Origin of the sequence: Emcibacter nanhaiensis (assembly GCF_006385175.1) — a bacterium.
GTDB lineage: Bacteria > Pseudomonadota > Alphaproteobacteria > Sphingomonadales > Emcibacteraceae > Emcibacter > Emcibacter nanhaiensis.
Genome location: NZ_VFIY01000018.1, coordinates 41,958 through 59,625, shown reverse-complemented (window position 1 = coordinate 59,625; position 17,668 = coordinate 41,958). Strand labels below are relative to the sequence as shown.

Below are 17,668 nucleotides of genomic sequence, written 5' to 3'. Positions count from 1 at the left end.
GCCTATTGCGGCATCTGCGGCAGCTGGATCGGCCGGCCGTTGATGAACTGCTGGCCGTCGCGGATCTGCAGGCGGGACTGATAGGTATTTTCCTCTTCCCCGGCGGTGATCAGTCCCTGCTGCACATAAGCCTGCAGCATCAGGCTGGTCTGCACGCTGACCGCCTGTTGCAGCTGTTCCGGCGGCATGAAGCTCATGTCGATACCGGTGGCGGCCATCTGCTGTTTCATGCCGAGAATGGTGAACTGCTCGGCCAGGGCCTGGTCAAAGGTCACTTCGCTGTCTAGGAACAGCCGCTGGGCCAGGATCTTGGGCAGCAGGTCGGCATCGACTTTCTCCAGCCCCTCGGCATTGACATTCATCAGGCCGACGCCGGCGAAATTGCCGTCGCTAAATTTCAGGCTCAGCTTTCTGATTTCAAGCTCCGGCGAGGCCAGCACCAGCTTCAGTCCGGCAGAGGAAATCAGCTCTTTCTTCTTCTGCTCAAAAACAGCCTGGTCCTGTTCCATGTCCCCGGTGATGTCCATTTCCAGTTCGGACAGGCCTTTGACATATTCAGTGAGCCCGGCCACATCCATATTACGGATCACGGCATCAAGCTTGATGTCACTGAAAGTGACGTCATTGGGCACCGGTGCCTTGGAAGAAACCGAAATGCCGCCGGTGGAAAGTTTGAGGTCGAAGGACAGGGTCTGCTCGGTCATTTTGTCGGTCGTGTAGGTGCTGTCCACGCCTTCAATAGTTACGGTGCCGCCATCCGGCGCGGTCACGGAAATGCGCTCCATCGTGCTGCTGCCGGTGCCGAGCCAGATATAGTCGTTCAGCCGGTCGCCGCTGGCGGTGACGGCAATATTCTGCAGGTCAAAGACGGTGTCGCCGGCTTCGAGGGAAAAGCTTTTCAGCAGGGCCTCCAGGTCATAATGGGTCTGGTCGGCGTTAAACTCTGTATGGGAGGTGAAGCCGCCGGATTTGACGGTGGCCGGCGGGCCTTTTTGGGGGGTGATCTCGGCGGTGAAGGCGGGACTGGAAACATCCGCGCTCAGGGTGCCGAAGTAGGAGACGGCGGCGGTACCCTCGAGAAAACTGTCGACACCGGCGCTTTCGTGAAACGCCTGGTAGGCGTCGGCCTCAAACTCCGTCAGACTGCTGTCCAGGGTCAGCAGGGCGAAATGAATGCCGTTCTGGAAGGTCACGGGGCCGTGGGCGATGTTCACCCGGAAGCGGGCGCCGTGGCGGAACAGTTCCAGCAGGAATTTGTCAGCCTCGTCAAGGTCGTCGGAGTCCTCCAGGATTTCCAGGGTGTGCTGGTCCAGGCCATAGGAAATCAGCGCTTCCGAGGAAAACCAGCCCTGGTCATATTCAAGAATGGTCAGCGCATAGCCGGGCATTTCCGATATCGTGGCGGCCTGTTGTTCAATTTTTTCATGGGCCAGGTTGCCGAAAAATTTGGGCAGTAGGGCGAAAATAATGATCAGGATGATGCCGACAGAGGCCCAGATAATGCGCTTTTTATTCATGGATATTCCCCGCTTAGGACAGTCCGCCTTTGTGCGGCGGATCAAATTATTGTGACTATAGCCCAATCTTGCCCTTAGTCACTTGATAATTTTATGATAAGACCAATCTTCAGAGATCGTTGGCAACAAAAACCAAAAGCAGGAAATCAATAATGTACGACTATGACTTTTTTGTAATCGGGGCGGGATCCGGCGGTGTGCGCGCCAGCCGGATGGCGTCTTCCTACGGCGCCAAAGTGGGCCTGTGTGAAGACTATCGGGTCGGCGGCACCTGCGTGATCCGCGGCTGCGTGCCGAAAAAGCTGTTTGTCTATGCCTCCGAATACAAGGGTCATTTTGCCGACAGCGCCGGGTTCGGCTGGAGCCGGGAAGCGGCCTCCTTCGACTGGTTGACGCTGGTCGGCAACAAGGACAACGAGATTGATCGCCTCAACGGCCTGTACCTGCAGACCCTGAATAATGCCGGGGTCGAGGTCATCCAGGCCCGCGGCAAAATGCTGGACGCGCATACGGTGGAACTGACCGGTCCGGACGGCACCCGCACTGTCACCGCCGATAAAATCCTGATCGCCACCGGCGGCTGGCCGCAGATGCCGGAGGTGCCGGGCATCGAGCACGCCATCAGCTCCAACGAGGCGTTCCATCTCGAGGAACTGCCGGAAAAAATCACCGTGGTCGGCGGCGGCTATATCGCGGTGGAATTCGCCGGCATTTTCAACGGCCTCGGCGTCGAGACCACGCTGCTTTATCGTGGCGAACAGATCCTGCGCGGCTTTGACCGGGAAATCCGCGACAAGCTTTATGAAGAAATGCGCAAGAAAGGCGTTGATGTGCGCGTCGAGACCAATGTCACCGCCATCGAAAAGACAGACAGCGGCCTCAGTCTCAGCCTCACCGACGGCAGCACGCTCGAGACCGGGGCGGTGATGTATGCCACCGGCCGGGTGCCCAATGTCAGGGGTCTCGGGCTCGAGGAGCTGGGTGTCAAGATGCAGAAAAACGGCGCCATCATTGTCGATGAGCAGTATCGCACCAGCGTCGACAATATCTTTGCCGTCGGCGATGTCACCGACCGGGTGCAGCTGACCCCGGTGGCCATCAAGGAAGGGGCGGCGCTGGCCGCGACCCAGTTCAATGACACGCCGACCACGGTCGATTACGACTATATCCCGACCGCGATCTTCTCCCAGCCGCCGATCGGCACCGTGGGCTACGGCGAGGAAGAGGCGATCGAGAAATTCGGCGCAGACGATGTCCAGGTCTATCGCTCCGAATTCCGGGCCATGAAATATACCCTGGCCGGAAGGGAAGAACGCTCGCTGATGAAGCTGATTGTGCAGAAATCCACCGACCTGGTGATCGGCGCCCATATGATCGGTCCGGATGCGGCGGAAATCATCCAGGGCGTGGCCATTGCCCTCAAATGCGGCGCCACCAAGGCCCAGTTCGACAGCACCGTGGCGGTGCATCCCTCCTCGGCCGAGGAATTCGTGCTGATGAAGTAGTTCGGTTCAATTGTGACCGCCCCGTGAAAAATTGCTATAATACGGGGTTTGTGCTGGCATTCGAGCCCGAACGGGCTTATATGAATGGCCTGAAGTGCCACTTTTTTGAATTGAATTATGTGAATGGAATTGAAGATGACCAAGAACTGGACACCTGACAGCTGGAGATCAAAGCCGATCCGGCAGGTTCCGGAATATCCCGACCAGGCGGAGCTGGAGGCTGTTGAAGCTGAACTGAAAAAATCCCCGCCGCTGGTTTTTGCCGGTGAAGCGCGTAACCTGAAAGAGCAGCTGGCCCAGGTCGCTGCCGGCAAGGCGTTTCTGCTGCAGGGCGGCGACTGCGCCGAAAGCTTTGCCGAATTCCGTGCCGACAATATCCGGGATACCTTCCGTGTGCTGATGCAGATGTCCGTAGCCCTGACCTTTGCCGCCAGCTGCCCGGTGGTCAAAGTGGGCCGCATGGCCGGCCAGTTCGCCAAGCCGCGCAGTGCCGACATGGAAAAGCAGGGCGATGTGGAACTGCCCAGCTACCGCGGCGACATCATCAACGGCATCGAATTCACCCCCGAAGCCCGTATTCCCGATCCCAAGCGCATGCTGCGCGCCTACAGCCAGGCGGCGGCAACGCTGAATCTGTTGCGCGCCTTCGCCCAGGGCGGCTACGCCAACCTGCACAAGGTGCACCAGTGGAACCTGGACTTCGTCTCCAACAGCCCGGCCGCTGCCCGCTACCAGGATATGGCCGACCGCATTGACGAGGCGCTGCGCTTCATGGAAGCCTGTGGCGTCAATGCCGATATTCCCCAGCTCCAGGGCACTGACTTCTATGTCTCCCACGAGGCCCTGCTGCTGTGGTACGAAGAAGCCATGACCCGCACCGACAGCACCACCGGCCGCTGGTACGACACCTCCGGCCATATGCTGTGGATCGGCGACCGCACCCGTGTGCTGAACGAGGCCCATGTGGAATTCCTGTCCGGGATCGAAAACCCGCTCGGCCTCAAGGTGGGCCCTGCCACCGACATGGATGAGCTGATCCGTATCCTCGACAAGCTGAATCCCCAGGATGAAGCCGGCCGCATCACCCTGATCTGCCGCATGGGTGACGAGATCATCGAAGACAAATTGCCGCCGGTGGTCCGCCGCATCAAGCAGGAAGGCCGCACTGTGGTCTGGTCTTCCGACCCGATGCACGGCAACACCATCAAGTCCACCAGCGGCTACAAGACCCGTCCGTTTGACCGGGTGCTGCGGGAAGTACAGAAGTTCTTCCAGGTCCACCGCGCGGAAGGCACCTACGCCGGCGGCGTTCATTTCGAGATGACCGGCCAGAATGTGACCGAGTGCACCGGCGGCGCTGAAGCCATTACCGACGAGAAGCTGGCCGACCGTTATCACACCCATTGTGACCCGCGCCTCAATGCCAGCCAGAGCCTGGAGCTTGCCTTCCTGATTGCCGAAAGCCTGAAGGATGAACGCGACGCCCGGGCGGCGGAAGAAAAGAAGGCCTCCTGACAACTGAGTAAGGTTTACCGATGACAAACAGCCTCAAGATCGCGCTGGCGACCCTGAACCCCACCGTTGGTGATCTGGAGGGCAATGCCCAAAAGGTGATCGAGGCCCGGGACAAGGCGGCGGCCGAGGGGGCTGATCTTGTCGTCTATGGTGAACTGATCCTGCTGGGTTATCCGCCGGAAGACCTGGTGCTGAAGCCGGTGTTCCAGCGCCAGGCCATGCGCAAGCTCGAGGAACTTGCGAAACTGACCGCCGACGGCGGTCCGGCCATGCTGGTCGGCTGCTGCTGGACCGCGGACGGGGAAAAACCGGAAGACCAGAAGCTCTATAATGCGGCCCTGCTGCTGGATGGCGGTAAGGTCGCGGCCTTGCGCTACAAGCATGACCTGCCCAATTACGGCGTGTTTGACGAAATGCGCATCTTTGACGAGGGCCCGCTGCAGGGACCGGTCAATTTCCGCGGCGTCAAGCTCGGCATCGTGATCTGCGAGGATATGTGGTATCCGGATGTGACCGAATGCCTGGCGGAAACCGGCGCCGAGATCCTGGTGGTAACCAATGGTTCCCCCTACGAGCGCGGCAAATATAACGAGCGCCTGCAGTTGGCCCTGAAGCGGGTGCAGGAAAGCGAACTGCCGCTGATCTATGTGAACCAGGTCGGCGGCCAGGATGAACTGGTGTTTGACGGCGGCTCCTTTGTCCTCAACAATGACTATAATATCGCCGTCCAGGTGGAAAGCTGGCTCGAGGACCTGACCGTCACCGACTGGACCCGAACGCCCGAGGGCTGGGTCTGTGAGAAGGGTGAAATCCGCAAAGCCGGTAACGGTTTTGCCGCCATGTATCAGGCCATGATCCTGGGGCTGCGGGACTATGTGGAAAAAAACCGCTTCCCCGGCGTGATCCTCGGCATGTCCGGCGGCATCGACAGTGCGCTCAGCGCCGCGGTGGCGGTGGATGCGCTCGGCGCCGACCGGGTCCATCTGGTGATGATGCCGTCCAAATACACCAGCCAGGAAAGCCTGCTCGATGCGGCCCAGTGCGCCGAGATGCTGGGCGCGCGCATCGACAATATCCCCATCGTCCCGGCGGTGGATGCCTTTGACGACATGCTGGCCGGCCAGTTTGCCGGCACCGAACCGGACATTACCGAGGAAAATATCCAGAGCCGCCTCAGGGGCATGCTGCTGATGGCGATCAGTAACAAGTTCGGCTATATGGTGCTGACCACCGGCAACAAGTCGGAGATGTCTGTCGGTTATGCCACCCTCTATGGCGATATGTGCGGTGGCTATTCCGTACTCAAGGATATTTACAAAAGCGACGTCTTTAAACTGTGCCAGTGGCGCAATGAGGAACATCCGGTGAGCGCCCTGGGCCCGGACGGCCAGGTGATTCCGGAAAATATCATTTCCAAGCCGCCGAGCGCCGAACTGCGTCCCGACCAGAAGGACGAGGACAGCCTGCCGCCCTATGACATTCTGGATGATATTCTCGAGTGCCTGATTGAAAAGGAAATGGCCTTCCGCGACATCGTCGCCCGCGGCCATAACGCAGAAACGGTTGCGCGGATCGAGCATTTGCTCTATGTCGCTGAATATAAAAGGCGTCAGTCACCCCCGGGGGTTAAAATCACCCGCCGTAACTTCGGCCGTGACCGGCGCTATCCGATTACCAATGGATACCGCAACGCGCGCCTGCGGGATCTGGACGCCTGAGGAATACTCGGGCCAGAGGGATATAAATGACTGTAAAAGTACGCTTTGCGCCCAGCCCCACGGGCAAAATCCATGTGGGCAATGTCCGCACCGCCCTGGTCAACTGGCTGTTTGCCCGCCAGCAGGGGGGCGAGTTCATCCTGCGCCTGGATGATACCGACCGGGAACGCTCAACGCAAGAATTTGCCGAGCTGATCAAGACCGACCTCACCTGGCTCGGGCTCGACTGGGACGACAGCTTCCGCCAGTCCGACCGCATGGCGAAATATGACGCGGCGGCGAAAAAGCTCAAGGCCGACGGCCGGCTTTATCCCTGCTATGAAACCGCGGTGGAACTGGACCTTAAGCGCAAGATCAAACTGGGACAGGGCAAGCCGCCAGTCTATGACCGCGAAGCCCTGAAGCTGACCGTGGAGCAGATCGCCGCCTATGAGGTGGAGGGGCGCAAGCCGCACTGGCGTTTCAAGCTCGACCTGCCGGCCCGCGTCGAATGGCAGGACCTGGTCAAGGGGCCCCAGAGTTTCGACCTGGAGGCGCTGAGCGATCCGATCCTGATCCGCGAGGACGGCTCCTATCTCTATACCCTGCCGTCGGTGGTGGATGATATCGAGTATGGCATCACCCACATCATGCGCGGCGAAGATCATGCCACCAACAGCGCGGTCCAGACCCAGATATTCGAGGCGCTGGGCGGCAAGACCCCCGAGTATGCCCATTTCAGCCTGCTGACCGGCAAGGGCGGTGAGGGGCTGTCCAAGCGCTTCGGCACCGCCAGTATTGAAAGCTACCGCGAAGAAGAGGGCTTTGAGCCCATGGCCATCAACAGCCTGCTGGCCCGGCTTGGGTCCAGTGTGGATGTGGAGCCCTATACCTCGCTCGCGCCGCTGGTGGAGAGTTTTGATTTCTCCAGCTACAGCCGCTCGACCGCCAAATTCGATCCCCATGACCTGGAAGTGCTGAATGCCAAGATCCTGCATATGACTGATTATGAGCAGGTTAAGGATCGGCCGGAAATGGGCGGTATTTCAAAGGCTTTGTGGGAAACGTTAAGGCCAAACCTTAGCCGGCTGCGGGATGTGGAGGACTGGGCGCGGCTGGTCAACGGCCCGGTCGTGCCAATTATCGGGGATAAAGAGTTCGCCACCAAAGCATTGACCTTGTTGCCCGAGGGTGAGCTGGACGAGACCAGCTGGAAAGCCTGGACCACAGCGATCAAGGAGGCCACCGGTGCCAAGGGCAAGGCCCTGTTCCTGCCGCTGCGCCAGGCCATCACCGGCATGGATCACGGCCCGGAAATGGCGCCCTTGCTGCCGCTGATCGGCCGCGATAAGCTGGTCAACCGACTGCGGGGTGAAACGGCATGAGTTTGAAAATTTACAATACACTGACCAGGAAGAAAGAGGAATTCAAACCCCTCGATCCCGATCACGTCAAAATGTATGTCTGCGGCCCGACGGTCTATAACTACGCCCATGTCGGCAACGCCCGGCCGGTGGTGGTGTTCGACCTCTTGGCCCGGCTGTTGCGCCATGACTATCCCAGGCTGACCTATGCCCGCAACATCACCGATATCGATGACAAGATCATCGCCGCGGCCCAGGAGACGGGCGAGGATATTTCCGCCATCACCGAGAAATATACCCGCATCTATGAAGAGGATATGGGGGCGCTCAATGCGGAGCTGCCGGACGAACGGCCGAAGGCGACCCAGTATATCCCGCAGATGATCCATATGGTCGAGACCCTGATCGAAAAGGGCCATGCCTACGAAGCCGACGGCCATGTGTTGTTCAATGTGCCGAGCATGGAAAATTATGGCGAGCTCAGTAACCGCACCCTCGATGAGTTGATCGCCGGGGCCCGGGTCGAGGTCGCGAGCTACAAGAAGGACCCCACTGACTTTGTGCTGTGGAAACCGAGCACCCCGGACCAGCCCGGCTGGGACAGCCCGTGGGGCCGGGGTCGGCCCGGCTGGCACCTGGAATGCAGCTGCATGATCGAGGATGTGCTGGGTGAGACCATCGACATCCATGGCGGCGGGCTCGACCTGATTTTTCCCCACCATGAGAACGAGATCGCCCAGAGCCGCTGCGCCCACGGCGGCGCGCCGCTGGCCAATTACTGGATGCATAACGGCTATCTCACGGTGGAAGGCGAGAAAATGTCCAAGTCGCTGGGCAATTTTATCACCGTGCACGAGCTGCTGGAAGAGGGGGTGAAGGGCGAGGCGATCCGCATGGCGCTGCTCAGCGCCCATTACCGCCAGCCGCTCGATTTCAGCCGCTCCGGGATTGAGCAGGCCAAGAAACAGCTTGATCGCTGGTATCGCCTGACCGAAGGCGTGGAAGCGAGCGATGCGGATATTCCGGAAGAGTTCCTCGAAGCGTTGCGTGACGATCTGAATACGCCCAAGGCTATTGCCGTGCTCAATGCGCTGGCCAAAGAAGAGAAGGCTTCCGCCCTGAAAGCGGCGGCCAACCTGTTCGGCCTGTTGCTAGACCCGGACTGGTTCAAGGTAGAGGTTGCCGAAGGCGCGATTTCTGACGAGGATATTCAGAAGCTGATTGAGGAACGGGCAGAAGCCAAGAAAAACAAGGACTTCGGTCGCGCCGATGGGATTAGGGATGAACTGGCCGCAGAGGGTGTGATCCTCAAGGATGGACCTGACGGCACGACATGGGAGAGGCAATAGCATGTCTGAACAACTGATCATCGATAAAAAATATCAGGGCCCGCCGTTCGGCGCCAACGGCGGCTATAGCATCGGCCTTGCCGTGGAAGCTTTGCGCAAGCCCTATCCGGTCACGGCCCAGGTCAACCTGTTCAAGCCGATCCCCATGGAAACCACTCTGACCATGGAGCTGAAGGACGGCAAATCCAGCCTGATGCAGGGCGAGACCCTGATCGTGCAGGGCGAGGAATTCGACGACACGGACCTGGTGCTGGCCGATATCCCGGCGCCGGTGACCTATGAGCAGGCGCTGGAAGCCGAGAAACATCCCTGGTTCCCGCCCCATAACCCGTTCCCGGAATGCTATATCTGCGGTCACAAGCGCGATATCCATGACGCCGCGCACCTGATGTCCGGTGCGGTCGAGGGCCGCGACGACGGCGTGCTGGCCTGCGTGTGGCGGCCGCATCTCTACCTCACCGGTGACAAAATATCCCAGCACGAAATGGCGGCGGTGCTCGATTGCCCCAGCGCCTGGGCCATCTTCGAGCCCGGCGACAAGGCCCTGATCGCCAACCAGAAGCTGGTGCTCGAGCGGGAGCTGGACATGGATGAGGACTATATCGTCATCAGCTGGCCGATCAAACGGGACGAAAGCCGCAAGATGCTGTCCGGCACCGCCATTTATACCAAGGACGGCGAGTTGCTGGCCGCCGCCAAGTGCCTGTGGATTAAGATCGATTAGACCATGGCCGGAACAGACAGTACCCAGAACGCAATCCTGCATGAAAACGGCCCGGCCATCATCCTGGTCGGGGCCCAGCTTGGCGAGAATATCGGCAAGGCGGTGCGCGCCATGTATAACTTCGGCCTCACCGACCTGCGCCTTGTCGCGCCGCGCGACGGCTGGCCCAATGACGCGGCCTGGCCGGCGGCGGCCGGCGCCGATGTGGTGCTGGAAAACGCCCGGGTCTATGCCACCACGGCGGACGCGATCCAGGATCTGCACCATGTCTATGCCACCACGGCCCGCATGCGGGATATGGTCAAGCCGATCCTGACCCCGCGCAAATGCGCCGCGGTGATGCGGGAACAGGTGGACAACGGCCTCAAGGTCGGCCTGCTGTTCGGTCCGGAAAAAGCCGGCCTCAAGAATGAGGATGTCGCCCCCTGTGACGCCATTGTTTCGGTGCCGCTCAATCCCGCCTTCGCCAGTATCAACCTGGCCCAGGCGGTGGTCCTGCTGGCCTATGAATGGTTCCAGGCCGGGGACGAGACGCCGGAGGAATATACCCCGACGCTGGAAACCACCCCCGCCACCGGCGAGGAACTGCAGGGCCTGTTTGATCACCTGGAAGGGGAACTTCTGGAGGCGGGCTACCTGCGTCATGAAAAGCGCCGTCCGACCATGGTCCGCAACCTGCGCAATATGCTGAGCCGGGCCCGCTTTACCCAGGAAGAAGTCCGGACGCTGCGCGGAGTAATCCGGGCGCTGGCCACCGGCGGCGGCCCCGAGTGGCAGAAGGAAAAGGCGGCGAAGGGAAAAAAAGGCTGAATTTCGCCGTTTTTCCCGCCTTTTACCGTTGACTCTCAGATACATCCCTATATATTCCGCCCATCGTGAATGACTCGGGGGAAGATCCCGGGTTGCACAGTCTGTTTCCGGATGAGCCGGAATCGGGGCTGTGGCGCTGATTTTTAACTTTTAACAGAGCGATTCGAGAAATGACAAAACGAATTCAAGCCAAATATAAAATCGACCGCCGGCTGGGCGAAAACATCTGGGGTCGTCCGAAGTCTCCCGTCAACAAACGCGAATACGGCCCGGGCCAGCACGGCCAGAACCGTCGCGGCAAACTGTCCGACTTCGGTATTCAGCTGCGCGCCAAACAGAAGCTGAAAGGCTACTACGGCAACATCACTGAAAAACAGTTCAAACGCATCTACAAGGAAGCCGACCGTCAGAAAGGCGACACCGGTGAGATCCTGGTTGGTCTGCTGGAGCGTCGTCTGGACGCTGTTGTCTACCGCGCCAAGTTCGTCCCGACCGTGTTTGCCTCCCGTCAGTTCGTGAGCCACGGCCATGTGCGAGTGAACGGCCAGAAAGTGGATATCCCTTCTTACCAGGTACAGCCGGGCGATGTGATTGAGATCCGTGAGAAATCACGTCAGATCCCGATGGTGGTCCAGGGTCTGGAAAGCGCCGAGCGCGACGTTCCGGAATATCTGTCCGTTGAAGACAACGGCCACAAGGTGACCTTCCTGCGCCAGCCGGTTCTGGATGAAATTCCTTACCCGGTGCAGATGGAACCGAACCTGATCGTCGAGTTCTACTCACGTTAATCCAGGTAGATTCTTTCTACTTGTAGTATTTCCGTTAGAAGTAAATAATAGAAGCCGTCCAGCGTTGTGCTGGGCGGCTTTTTCTTTTGGGGAGATAAGATATGAGCGATCGCAAGCAAATTTTTCATCATATGGGCAGTAAGGAAGAAATATTTATCTACAAGAATGCTGACGGAACATTGACGTTGAGACGTGAGAACGAGGGAGTAAGGGTACTGCGTGATGGAGTGAATCCTGTCGAAGTATCAGTTACAGAGGATGAGTTGTATGAGAGGTTTAAGAATAACTCGCTTTGGCAAGAAATAAAGACAGCGATTGATGACAACAAATAAATTAAGGAGGGAGAAATTATGAAGAGGACTTTGACTATTGCCTTTTCACTTTATGAAAAGCTAATGAAGCAAGTGATCGTGATGGTTCTTTTGTTTTTTTCCAATGTGGTGCATGGACAAGATGCGCTGAACACTGAGAGTTGGCAATATGTAAAAAATGTCGATGAATTTACTGATGAAATATTGGAAACGGCATTGGTTGTCGCAGAGGGGGGCTTAAGAACGGATTCATTGCGATTAATTGCGGGAGCAATAATTATTTTGAATATAAAGTCTCAACGGGAAAATATATTGGAAATATGGTAAGGGCTACAAAAGGTAATTTTGAATATCGAGTTGACTCTCAACCATCAGTCACTGTTTTAATGAGACCTTCTAAAACGCTGCTATTTAAAAATGATTATGAGAGTCCCTTTGTAAAAGCACTACTCGAAGGAAAAGAGACTGTGATTATCAGGCTAACGGATTATGAATTTGAGAAATCTACAGCAAAATTCACTTTAAATGGAGCTAAAGAGGCAATTAGTAAGGTAATGGGAAGTTGCCATAAATAGTTGCTGTTCCAGCTTTTATCATAGATCGTAGTCCTATCGCAGGCTTTAAAATACAGATTTCAAATACACAGAAGTTCCAAACAATGTCCTTCTTCTGGATAGCCGCTCCTTACCGGGCGGCTTTTTTATTGCCCGGACCGTCCAGCACGCTAAGATAGCTTCCTCAACAATCGGGGACATATCATGCAAGCAGTACTGGACAGCCTGATCATCGGCTTTCCCTATTTTATCACCCACTTTGGCCTCGCCGTACTCCTGCTGGTGGCGGCGGTCTATATCTATGAGAAAGTCACACCCTACCGGGAACTGGAACTGGTGCGCCAGGGGAATGTGGCGGCGGCGATCTCGCTGTCCGCCGGGATCCTCGGCTTGGCCATCCCGCTGGCGGTATGCCTGGCCGGGAGCGTGTCGCTGTGGGATATCCTGATCTGGGGTGTTGTTATCCTGGTGATTCAACTCCTGGCCTTTTTTGTCGCCAATCTGGTGATCGATAACCTGGGCCGGCGGATCGAGAACAACGAGATCGGCCCGGCGCTGCTGTTGTTTGCCGGCAAGATCTCCGTCGCCCTCCTCAATGCGGCGGCCATTGCCGTCTGAGCCGGGATGCCATGAACTGGTCCACCAAATTCGCCCTGTTCCTGCTGTTCATTGTCGTCATTGGCGGTGAACTGTCCAAGCCTGGTGGCGACAACGGCCTGGAACCGGTGCCACCAATGGCGCCGGCGCCGCGTCCCCGCACAACTCCGGTGCCGGACCAGACGCCGCCCGCGGGGCAGGGGCGGATCAGGCGGCCTTCCCCGGACAGTCCGGTAATCCTGATCCAGGCGGAGGAGAAAAAGAAAAACTCGATCGCCACCGGCACGGCGTTTGCGGTGCGCAACGAAGGCTACTGGATCACGGCCCGGCATGTGACCGAGGGCTGCGGACGGCTGCTGGTCATGGTCAACGACCGCCAGGCCTTCGCCGCCCGGGTGTTGGCGGTGCATCCGACTGCGGATGTGAGCCTGCTGTCCACCGCCAAAGGATTCGGCGCCCTGGCCTTGAGAGCGGAACGTTCCGAATATGACCAGGAGGGCTTTCATTTCGGCTTTCCCAGGGGCGAGCCGGGCGATGTCTATTCCCGGCTGATCGGCCAGAGCACCATGGTGACCCAGGGCAGCCGCTTCGGAAGGGAACCGGTGCTGGTCTGGGCGGAGAAAATCCGTAATCCTGCGGTGGGGGGATCGCTCGGCGGCATCAGCGGCGGTCCGATCCTTGACCGGCAGGGCCATGTGGCGGGCATCCATGTGGCGGGTTCGGTGCGGCGCGGCAGGTCCTACAGCTCTCAGCCGGGCGCGGTGCTGGAACTCATGAAAGGTCGCGGCCTTCCCTCCGGGCGTGTGACGGAATCTGCCACGGAAGAGATTTTGCCGGACCTCAATAGCCGCGCATTTGCGCAGGCCGGCGCCTTTCTCAGGAAAAAACTTATAGTGGCTAAGGTTGTGTGTATCGTCGGCACAAATTAGCGATAGTTGCAAAAAATCGGGGGCTGCTAGTAAAAAATTAAGAATGGCGGCATACTGTTTGCAAATACAGCTTTTATGGAGTTCTGGATTTGTTTTTGTTTTCGGGCAACAGGGATGCGTCATCCCCCCTTTCTGCGGAGATCGGCCAGAGTATGGCCCTCGATCCGGAGCAGGTCGAGCGCGACTTTCGTCTTGATCAGCTTGCCCTGTTCTATAAAGGCATTCCCTTTATCGCCACCTGTAATGTCCTGATTGCGACCTTTGTGTTCTGGGCCCTGTACCAGCCGGTCCTGCAACATGTGCTGTTTCTGTGGCTCGGCACCATGTGTCTGGTTTCCGGCCTGAGATTTGTCGCCTGGAACAGGTTTAATGCGGCGGACTGGATGTATTTCCCGGACAGGTGGCTCAGGATTTATCTGTTGGGGACCTTCTGTACGGGCATAGTCTGGGCGTCCATGGTCGGCTTCCTTGCGCTGGCATCTACGCCAGAGGATGTGCTGATCGTTGTGTTCACCGTCTCGGGCATGACCGCCGGCGCCCTGGTCTCCTCCGCCTCAAGTTATATTTCCTACATGTTGTTCAATATCCCGCCGCTGGTGACGCTGATCGGCTATCTGCTGATCAGCGGGCGCTATGAAATGGCGGCGATGGTGGGGTTCTATACCCTGTTCACCAACCTGCTGGCGCGAAATATTGAAGCCAGCATGCGCAATGCGGGCTACCTGAAGATTGTCAACAAACATCTCGCCGAGGTCGCCCTCAAGGAAAAGCTGGTGGCCGAGGGGCAGGAAAAGCTCCTGGAACAGAAAGTCGACGAACTGGAAAAGACTTCCTGCAAGTTGAAGGAGCGCCAGGACGCCTATGAAAAAGTAGCCGAGGAAAACAGGAAATCCCGTGAAGAGGCGGAAAAAGCCAACCAGGCCAAGAGCGAATTCCTGGCTGCCATGAGCCATGAAATCAGGACGCCCATGAATGGCATGCTGGGCATGCTGGCGCTGCTCCGGGACACCAGCCTGACCGAGAAGCAGGAGGAATATCTGGCGACCGCCGTAAAATCGGGCAAGGTCCTGCTGCAGCTGTTGAATGACATTCTCGATCTCACCAAAGTGGAGGCCGGAAAGATGCAGCTGGAAAATGTTGCATTTGACCTGGGCCAGATCCTGCAGGAGATTTCCGATATCTGGGAAGCGCGGGTCCGCTCAAAGGGGCTGGATTATCAGGTGACCATAGACGAGGCGGCGAACCGGCGCTGGCGCGGGGACCCGGTCAGGTTGCGCCAGGTGTTGCATAACCTGGTCAGTAATGCCCTCAAGTTCACCATGCGCGGCAGCATCATGATCCGGATTTCCCAGGTTGCGCAGGAGGATGACGCCAGTCTGCTGAAGTTCACCGTGATCGATACCGGCATTGGTCTCGACATGGAGCAGGAGGCTTATCTTTTTGAGAAATTTAACCAGGGCGACCGCTCAACAACCCGCAAATTTGGCGGTTCCGGCCTGGGGCTGTCGATCTGCCGGGAACTGGTTACGCTGATGGGCGGGGAAATCACCGTCAGCAGCGTGCCGGGCAAGGGAGCCTCCTTCAGTTTCACCGCCAGGTTGGAACCGGCCGGGGATGAGGATATTGACGAGACCGGTTATGATGTTGAACAGGGCCAGAAACTGGGGCTTGTCTGCAAGGCGCCGGTCAATGTACTGGCTGCGGAGGATAACCATATCAACCGCGTCGTCGTCCAGGCAATGCTGAAGATGGAAGGTATTTCCCTCAGGTTTGTCGAAAACGGCCTACAAGCCCTGCAGGCGGTCAGGGATGGCGACTATGACCTTGTCCTGATGGATATTCACATGCCGGAAATGGACGGTCTGGAGGCAACGCGCCGCATCCGGGAACTGAAGGGCCCGAAAAGCAAGACCCCGATTATTGCCCTGACGGCAAATGCCATGGCCGGGGACCGGGAAACCTATCTGATGCACGGCATGGATGACTATGTGAGCAAGCCGGTGGATGGCAAGACCCTCTATATGGCGATGGCTAACCTGGTGGATAACCTGGAAGTCTGCCTTTTTGAAAAGCCGAAGAAAAATATAAAAAAGTCTGCAGAAAAGCAGGCCCACCTGGAAGACTTGATCAGAAGCCTGTCGGAGTAGAAGAGTCATCCCCGGCCGAAACAGCCGGGGGACCAATATCTATGGGGATCAGCCTTTCGGCCTGATGTCGTTCTTTTCGAAAACTTCGATCAGTTCACCGGAGGCGGCCATTTCGCGCACGATGTCGCAGCCGCCGATGAATTCACCTTTGACATAAAGCTGGGGAATGGTCGGCCATTCGCTGAATTCCTTGATGCCTTCGCGAAGGGCCGGGTCCTGAAGCACGTCAAAGGCTTCATAGTCCACGTTGTAGTAGTTCAGCACCTCGATGACCGCGGCGGAAAACCCGCACTGGGGAAACATCGGGCTGCCTTTCATGTAAAGAACGATATCGCTGTTTTTGATATCGTCTTCAATACGGGTAAAAACCGGATTGCTCATTGATTACTAGTCCCTGAAAAAAGTGTATCTATTCTGCGGAGGTCTGCAGGGCGAGAGCGTGCAGTGCCTCACCCATGTTGCCTTTGAGGGCTTTATAGACCATCTGATGCTGTTGTACCCTGCTTTTACCTTTAAAGGCACTAGAGACCACGTGGGCCGCATAGTGATCGCCGTCGCCGCGCAGGTCCTGGATGGTGACCTTTGCGTCGGGCAGGCTTTCCTTTATCAGTTTTTCAATTTCTGCAGCATCCATTGCCATTCTGTACATACTCCAATTAGGTCTGACTGATGCAGTTTGGCATTTGGCCAAAACAAGGTCAAGACAACTGGCCTGTATATGGGGGCAAACGGCTTAAATTTGAAGGGGAAAATGTATTTTTTTCGGCTAACAGTTCACTCAAAACCGATCAGCATAGCGGTCGCCGGCAATGGTGCCGGACACAATGTTGCGGATCCGCTCGACCTGGTCCGAATCCAGCTCTTTTTTCCATTTTTCGGCCGCCGTTTTCGGGTCGCGTACCGTCTGGTGGTATTTTTCCGGGCCGCCTTCGTAATTCAGGCTGCTCTGCAGGAAAGCATCGGTCTGCCCGTTGTAGGCAAGACCGCAAAAGTCAAACAGCTTTTTGGTCACGCCGATCGGGTCGTCGCACAGGTCTTCATAGACCAGGTCGTAGCAGTTCTCCAGGCCCTGGATGTCCTGCATGACTTTTTCGTTGAAGCTGACCCAGGTGCAGGCGAGCTGTTCCTCAAGGGACATGTCCTTCAGTTTCTCGACGGTCCAGCCACGTTCCTGTGACAGCGGCATGGCGGCGACTTCTTCATAGAAAACAACATTTTCCATCAGCTTCAGCTTGCGGCCCCTCAGCTGGGACGACACATAACCGCAGGGATGGCGCAGGATATGCACGACCCTGCCGTCGGGGAAGGCGCGGGCAACCAGGCCGGTGCGGCAGTTGGAATTGACCGATTTCATCACCGGCACGATCTTGCCTTCCGCCATTTTTTTGCGGGAAATGGCCGGGACTTTGACGTCGGACGGCAGGCCCAGGCGATGGGCGACAGCGCCGATGGCTTTCAGCATGAACAGGAATTTGGCCCGGAAGGCGTTCATGAAGCCGGTAAAATAGCTCTTGGGGAACACCGGCAGGGAGCCGGCGGATTTCAATTGCCGGACATCCCACAGGCGGGAGAAATACTCCCGTGTTGCGGGGACGAGTGCTTCCATTTCCTCAGACTTGGGAAAGAAGGGGATCTCCTCGCTGACCACCACAGAATCCGGTTCATGGCGGTACAAGACGTCCGGATGGCTGTCAAAAATCTTGGCTACCCAGGTGGTGCCGCTGCGTGGTGAGCCGATTAAAAAGATCATTTTCATCCCCTGCTTTTTCCTGTCGCAGATTTTCCTTTTACATATTTAACAAGGATTTAGCATAGAAAACCAACCAATTTGTTAACATGGTGCAAAAAGAAAGGCAGCAGA

General features: G+C 57.4%; 18 protein-coding genes. 14 read left to right on the top strand and 4 right to left on the bottom strand.

Annotated features, from left to right (window positions below):
- Nucleotides 1–2: 2 nt before the first annotated feature.
- Nucleotides 3–1,517 carry a DUF945 family protein gene (locus FIV46_RS14345; protein ID WP_139941620.1) on the bottom strand — a complete coding sequence of 505 codons (1,515 nt, stop codon included), beginning with the start codon at nucleotides 1,515–1,517 and terminating at the stop codon, nucleotides 3–5.
- Between the two features lie 152 nt (nucleotides 1,518–1,669).
- On the opposite strand from FIV46_RS14345, the gene gor reads away from it, so the two are divergent.
- The 14 genes from gor to FIV46_RS14275 all read left to right on the top strand — a co-directional run bounded on the left by gor (nucleotide 1,670) and on the right by FIV46_RS14275 (nucleotide 15,807).
- Entirely contained in the window at nucleotides 1,670–3,022 is a 1,353-nt protein-coding gene (gor, locus tag FIV46_RS14340) for a glutathione-disulfide reductase (protein WP_139941619.1), read from the top strand.
- A 135-nt stretch (nucleotides 3,023–3,157) separates the two neighbouring features.
- Nucleotides 3,158–4,537, top strand: coding sequence for a class II 3-deoxy-7-phosphoheptulonate synthase (locus FIV46_RS14335; protein WP_139941618.1), 1,380 nt, complete (start codon nucleotides 3,158–3,160; stop codon nucleotides 4,535–4,537).
- 20 nt (nucleotides 4,538–4,557) lie between these two features.
- On the top strand, nucleotides 4,558–6,255 hold the full coding sequence (locus FIV46_RS14330) for an NAD+ synthase (RefSeq protein WP_139941617.1): 1,698 nt from the start codon (nucleotides 4,558–4,560) through the stop codon (nucleotides 6,253–6,255).
- Nucleotides 6,256–6,281: 26 nt separating this feature from the next.
- Nucleotides 6,282–7,619: a glutamate--tRNA ligase gene (gene gltX, locus FIV46_RS14325; protein ID WP_139941616.1), complete on the top strand. Its 1,338-nt coding sequence runs from the start codon at nucleotides 6,282–6,284 to the stop codon at nucleotides 7,617–7,619.
- Complete coding sequence (gene cysS, locus FIV46_RS14320) at nucleotides 7,616–8,947, top strand: cysteine--tRNA ligase (protein WP_139941615.1); 1,332 nt, start codon at nucleotides 7,616–7,618, stop codon at nucleotides 8,945–8,947. Before gltX ends, cysS begins: the two co-directional genes overlap by 4 nt.
- Nucleotide 8,948: 1 nt before the next feature.
- Complete coding sequence (locus FIV46_RS14315) at nucleotides 8,949–9,671, top strand: thioesterase family protein (protein ID WP_139941614.1); 723 nt, start codon at nucleotides 8,949–8,951, stop codon at nucleotides 9,669–9,671.
- Between the two features lie 3 nt (nucleotides 9,672–9,674).
- Nucleotides 9,675–10,481 (top strand): RNA methyltransferase, encoded by an 807-nt coding sequence (locus FIV46_RS14310; protein WP_139941613.1) that lies wholly within the window; start codon nucleotides 9,675–9,677, stop codon nucleotides 10,479–10,481.
- Nucleotides 10,482–10,651: 170 nt separating this feature from the next.
- Nucleotides 10,652–11,269, top strand: a complete 618-nt coding sequence (gene rpsD / locus FIV46_RS14305) for a 30S ribosomal protein S4 (RefSeq protein WP_139941612.1) — start codon at nucleotides 10,652–10,654, stop codon at nucleotides 11,267–11,269.
- Nucleotides 11,270–11,370: 101 nt separating this feature from the next.
- Nucleotides 11,371–11,601: a hypothetical protein gene (locus FIV46_RS14300; RefSeq protein ID WP_139941611.1), complete on the top strand. Its 231-nt coding sequence runs from the start codon at nucleotides 11,371–11,373 to the stop codon at nucleotides 11,599–11,601.
- A gap of 18 nt (nucleotides 11,602–11,619) precedes the next feature.
- Nucleotides 11,620–11,907 carry a hypothetical protein gene (locus FIV46_RS14295; RefSeq protein WP_139941610.1) on the top strand — a complete coding sequence of 96 codons (288 nt, stop codon included), beginning with the start codon at nucleotides 11,620–11,622 and terminating at the stop codon, nucleotides 11,905–11,907.
- Nucleotides 11,901–12,155 carry a hypothetical protein gene (locus FIV46_RS14290; RefSeq protein WP_139941609.1) on the top strand — a complete coding sequence of 85 codons (255 nt, stop codon included), beginning with the start codon at nucleotides 11,901–11,903 and terminating at the stop codon, nucleotides 12,153–12,155. Before FIV46_RS14295 ends, FIV46_RS14290 begins: the two co-directional genes overlap by 7 nt.
- 183 nt (nucleotides 12,156–12,338) lie before the next feature.
- Complete coding sequence (locus tag FIV46_RS14285; protein ID WP_139941608.1) at nucleotides 12,339–12,752, top strand: DUF350 domain-containing protein; 414 nt, start codon at nucleotides 12,339–12,341, stop codon at nucleotides 12,750–12,752.
- An 11-nt stretch (nucleotides 12,753–12,763) separates the two neighbouring features.
- A complete protein-coding gene (locus FIV46_RS14280) occupies nucleotides 12,764–13,660 on the top strand; it encodes a S1 family peptidase (protein ID WP_139941607.1) in 897 nt (298 codons plus the stop codon).
- A gap of 89 nt (nucleotides 13,661–13,749) precedes the next feature.
- Nucleotides 13,750–15,807, top strand: coding sequence for an ATP-binding protein (locus FIV46_RS14275; RefSeq protein WP_219846139.1), 2,058 nt, complete (start codon nucleotides 13,750–13,752; stop codon nucleotides 15,805–15,807).
- A 48-nt stretch (nucleotides 15,808–15,855) separates the two neighbouring features.
- On the opposite strand, the gene grxD is transcribed toward FIV46_RS14275, so the two are convergent.
- The 3 genes from grxD to FIV46_RS14260 form a co-directional block, all read right to left on the bottom strand.
- Nucleotides 15,856–16,188, bottom strand: a complete 333-nt coding sequence (gene grxD, locus FIV46_RS14270) for a Grx4 family monothiol glutaredoxin (RefSeq protein WP_139941605.1) — start codon at nucleotides 16,186–16,188, stop codon at nucleotides 15,856–15,858.
- Between the two features lie 28 nt (nucleotides 16,189–16,216).
- Nucleotides 16,217–16,447: a BolA family protein gene (locus FIV46_RS14265; RefSeq protein ID WP_139941604.1), complete on the bottom strand. Its 231-nt coding sequence runs from the start codon at nucleotides 16,445–16,447 to the stop codon at nucleotides 16,217–16,219.
- A gap of 138 nt (nucleotides 16,448–16,585) precedes the next feature.
- Entirely contained in the window at nucleotides 16,586–17,557 is a 972-nt protein-coding gene (locus FIV46_RS14260; RefSeq protein ID WP_181163251.1) for a sulfotransferase family protein, read from the bottom strand.
- Between the last annotated feature and the right edge of the window lie 111 nt (nucleotides 17,558–17,668).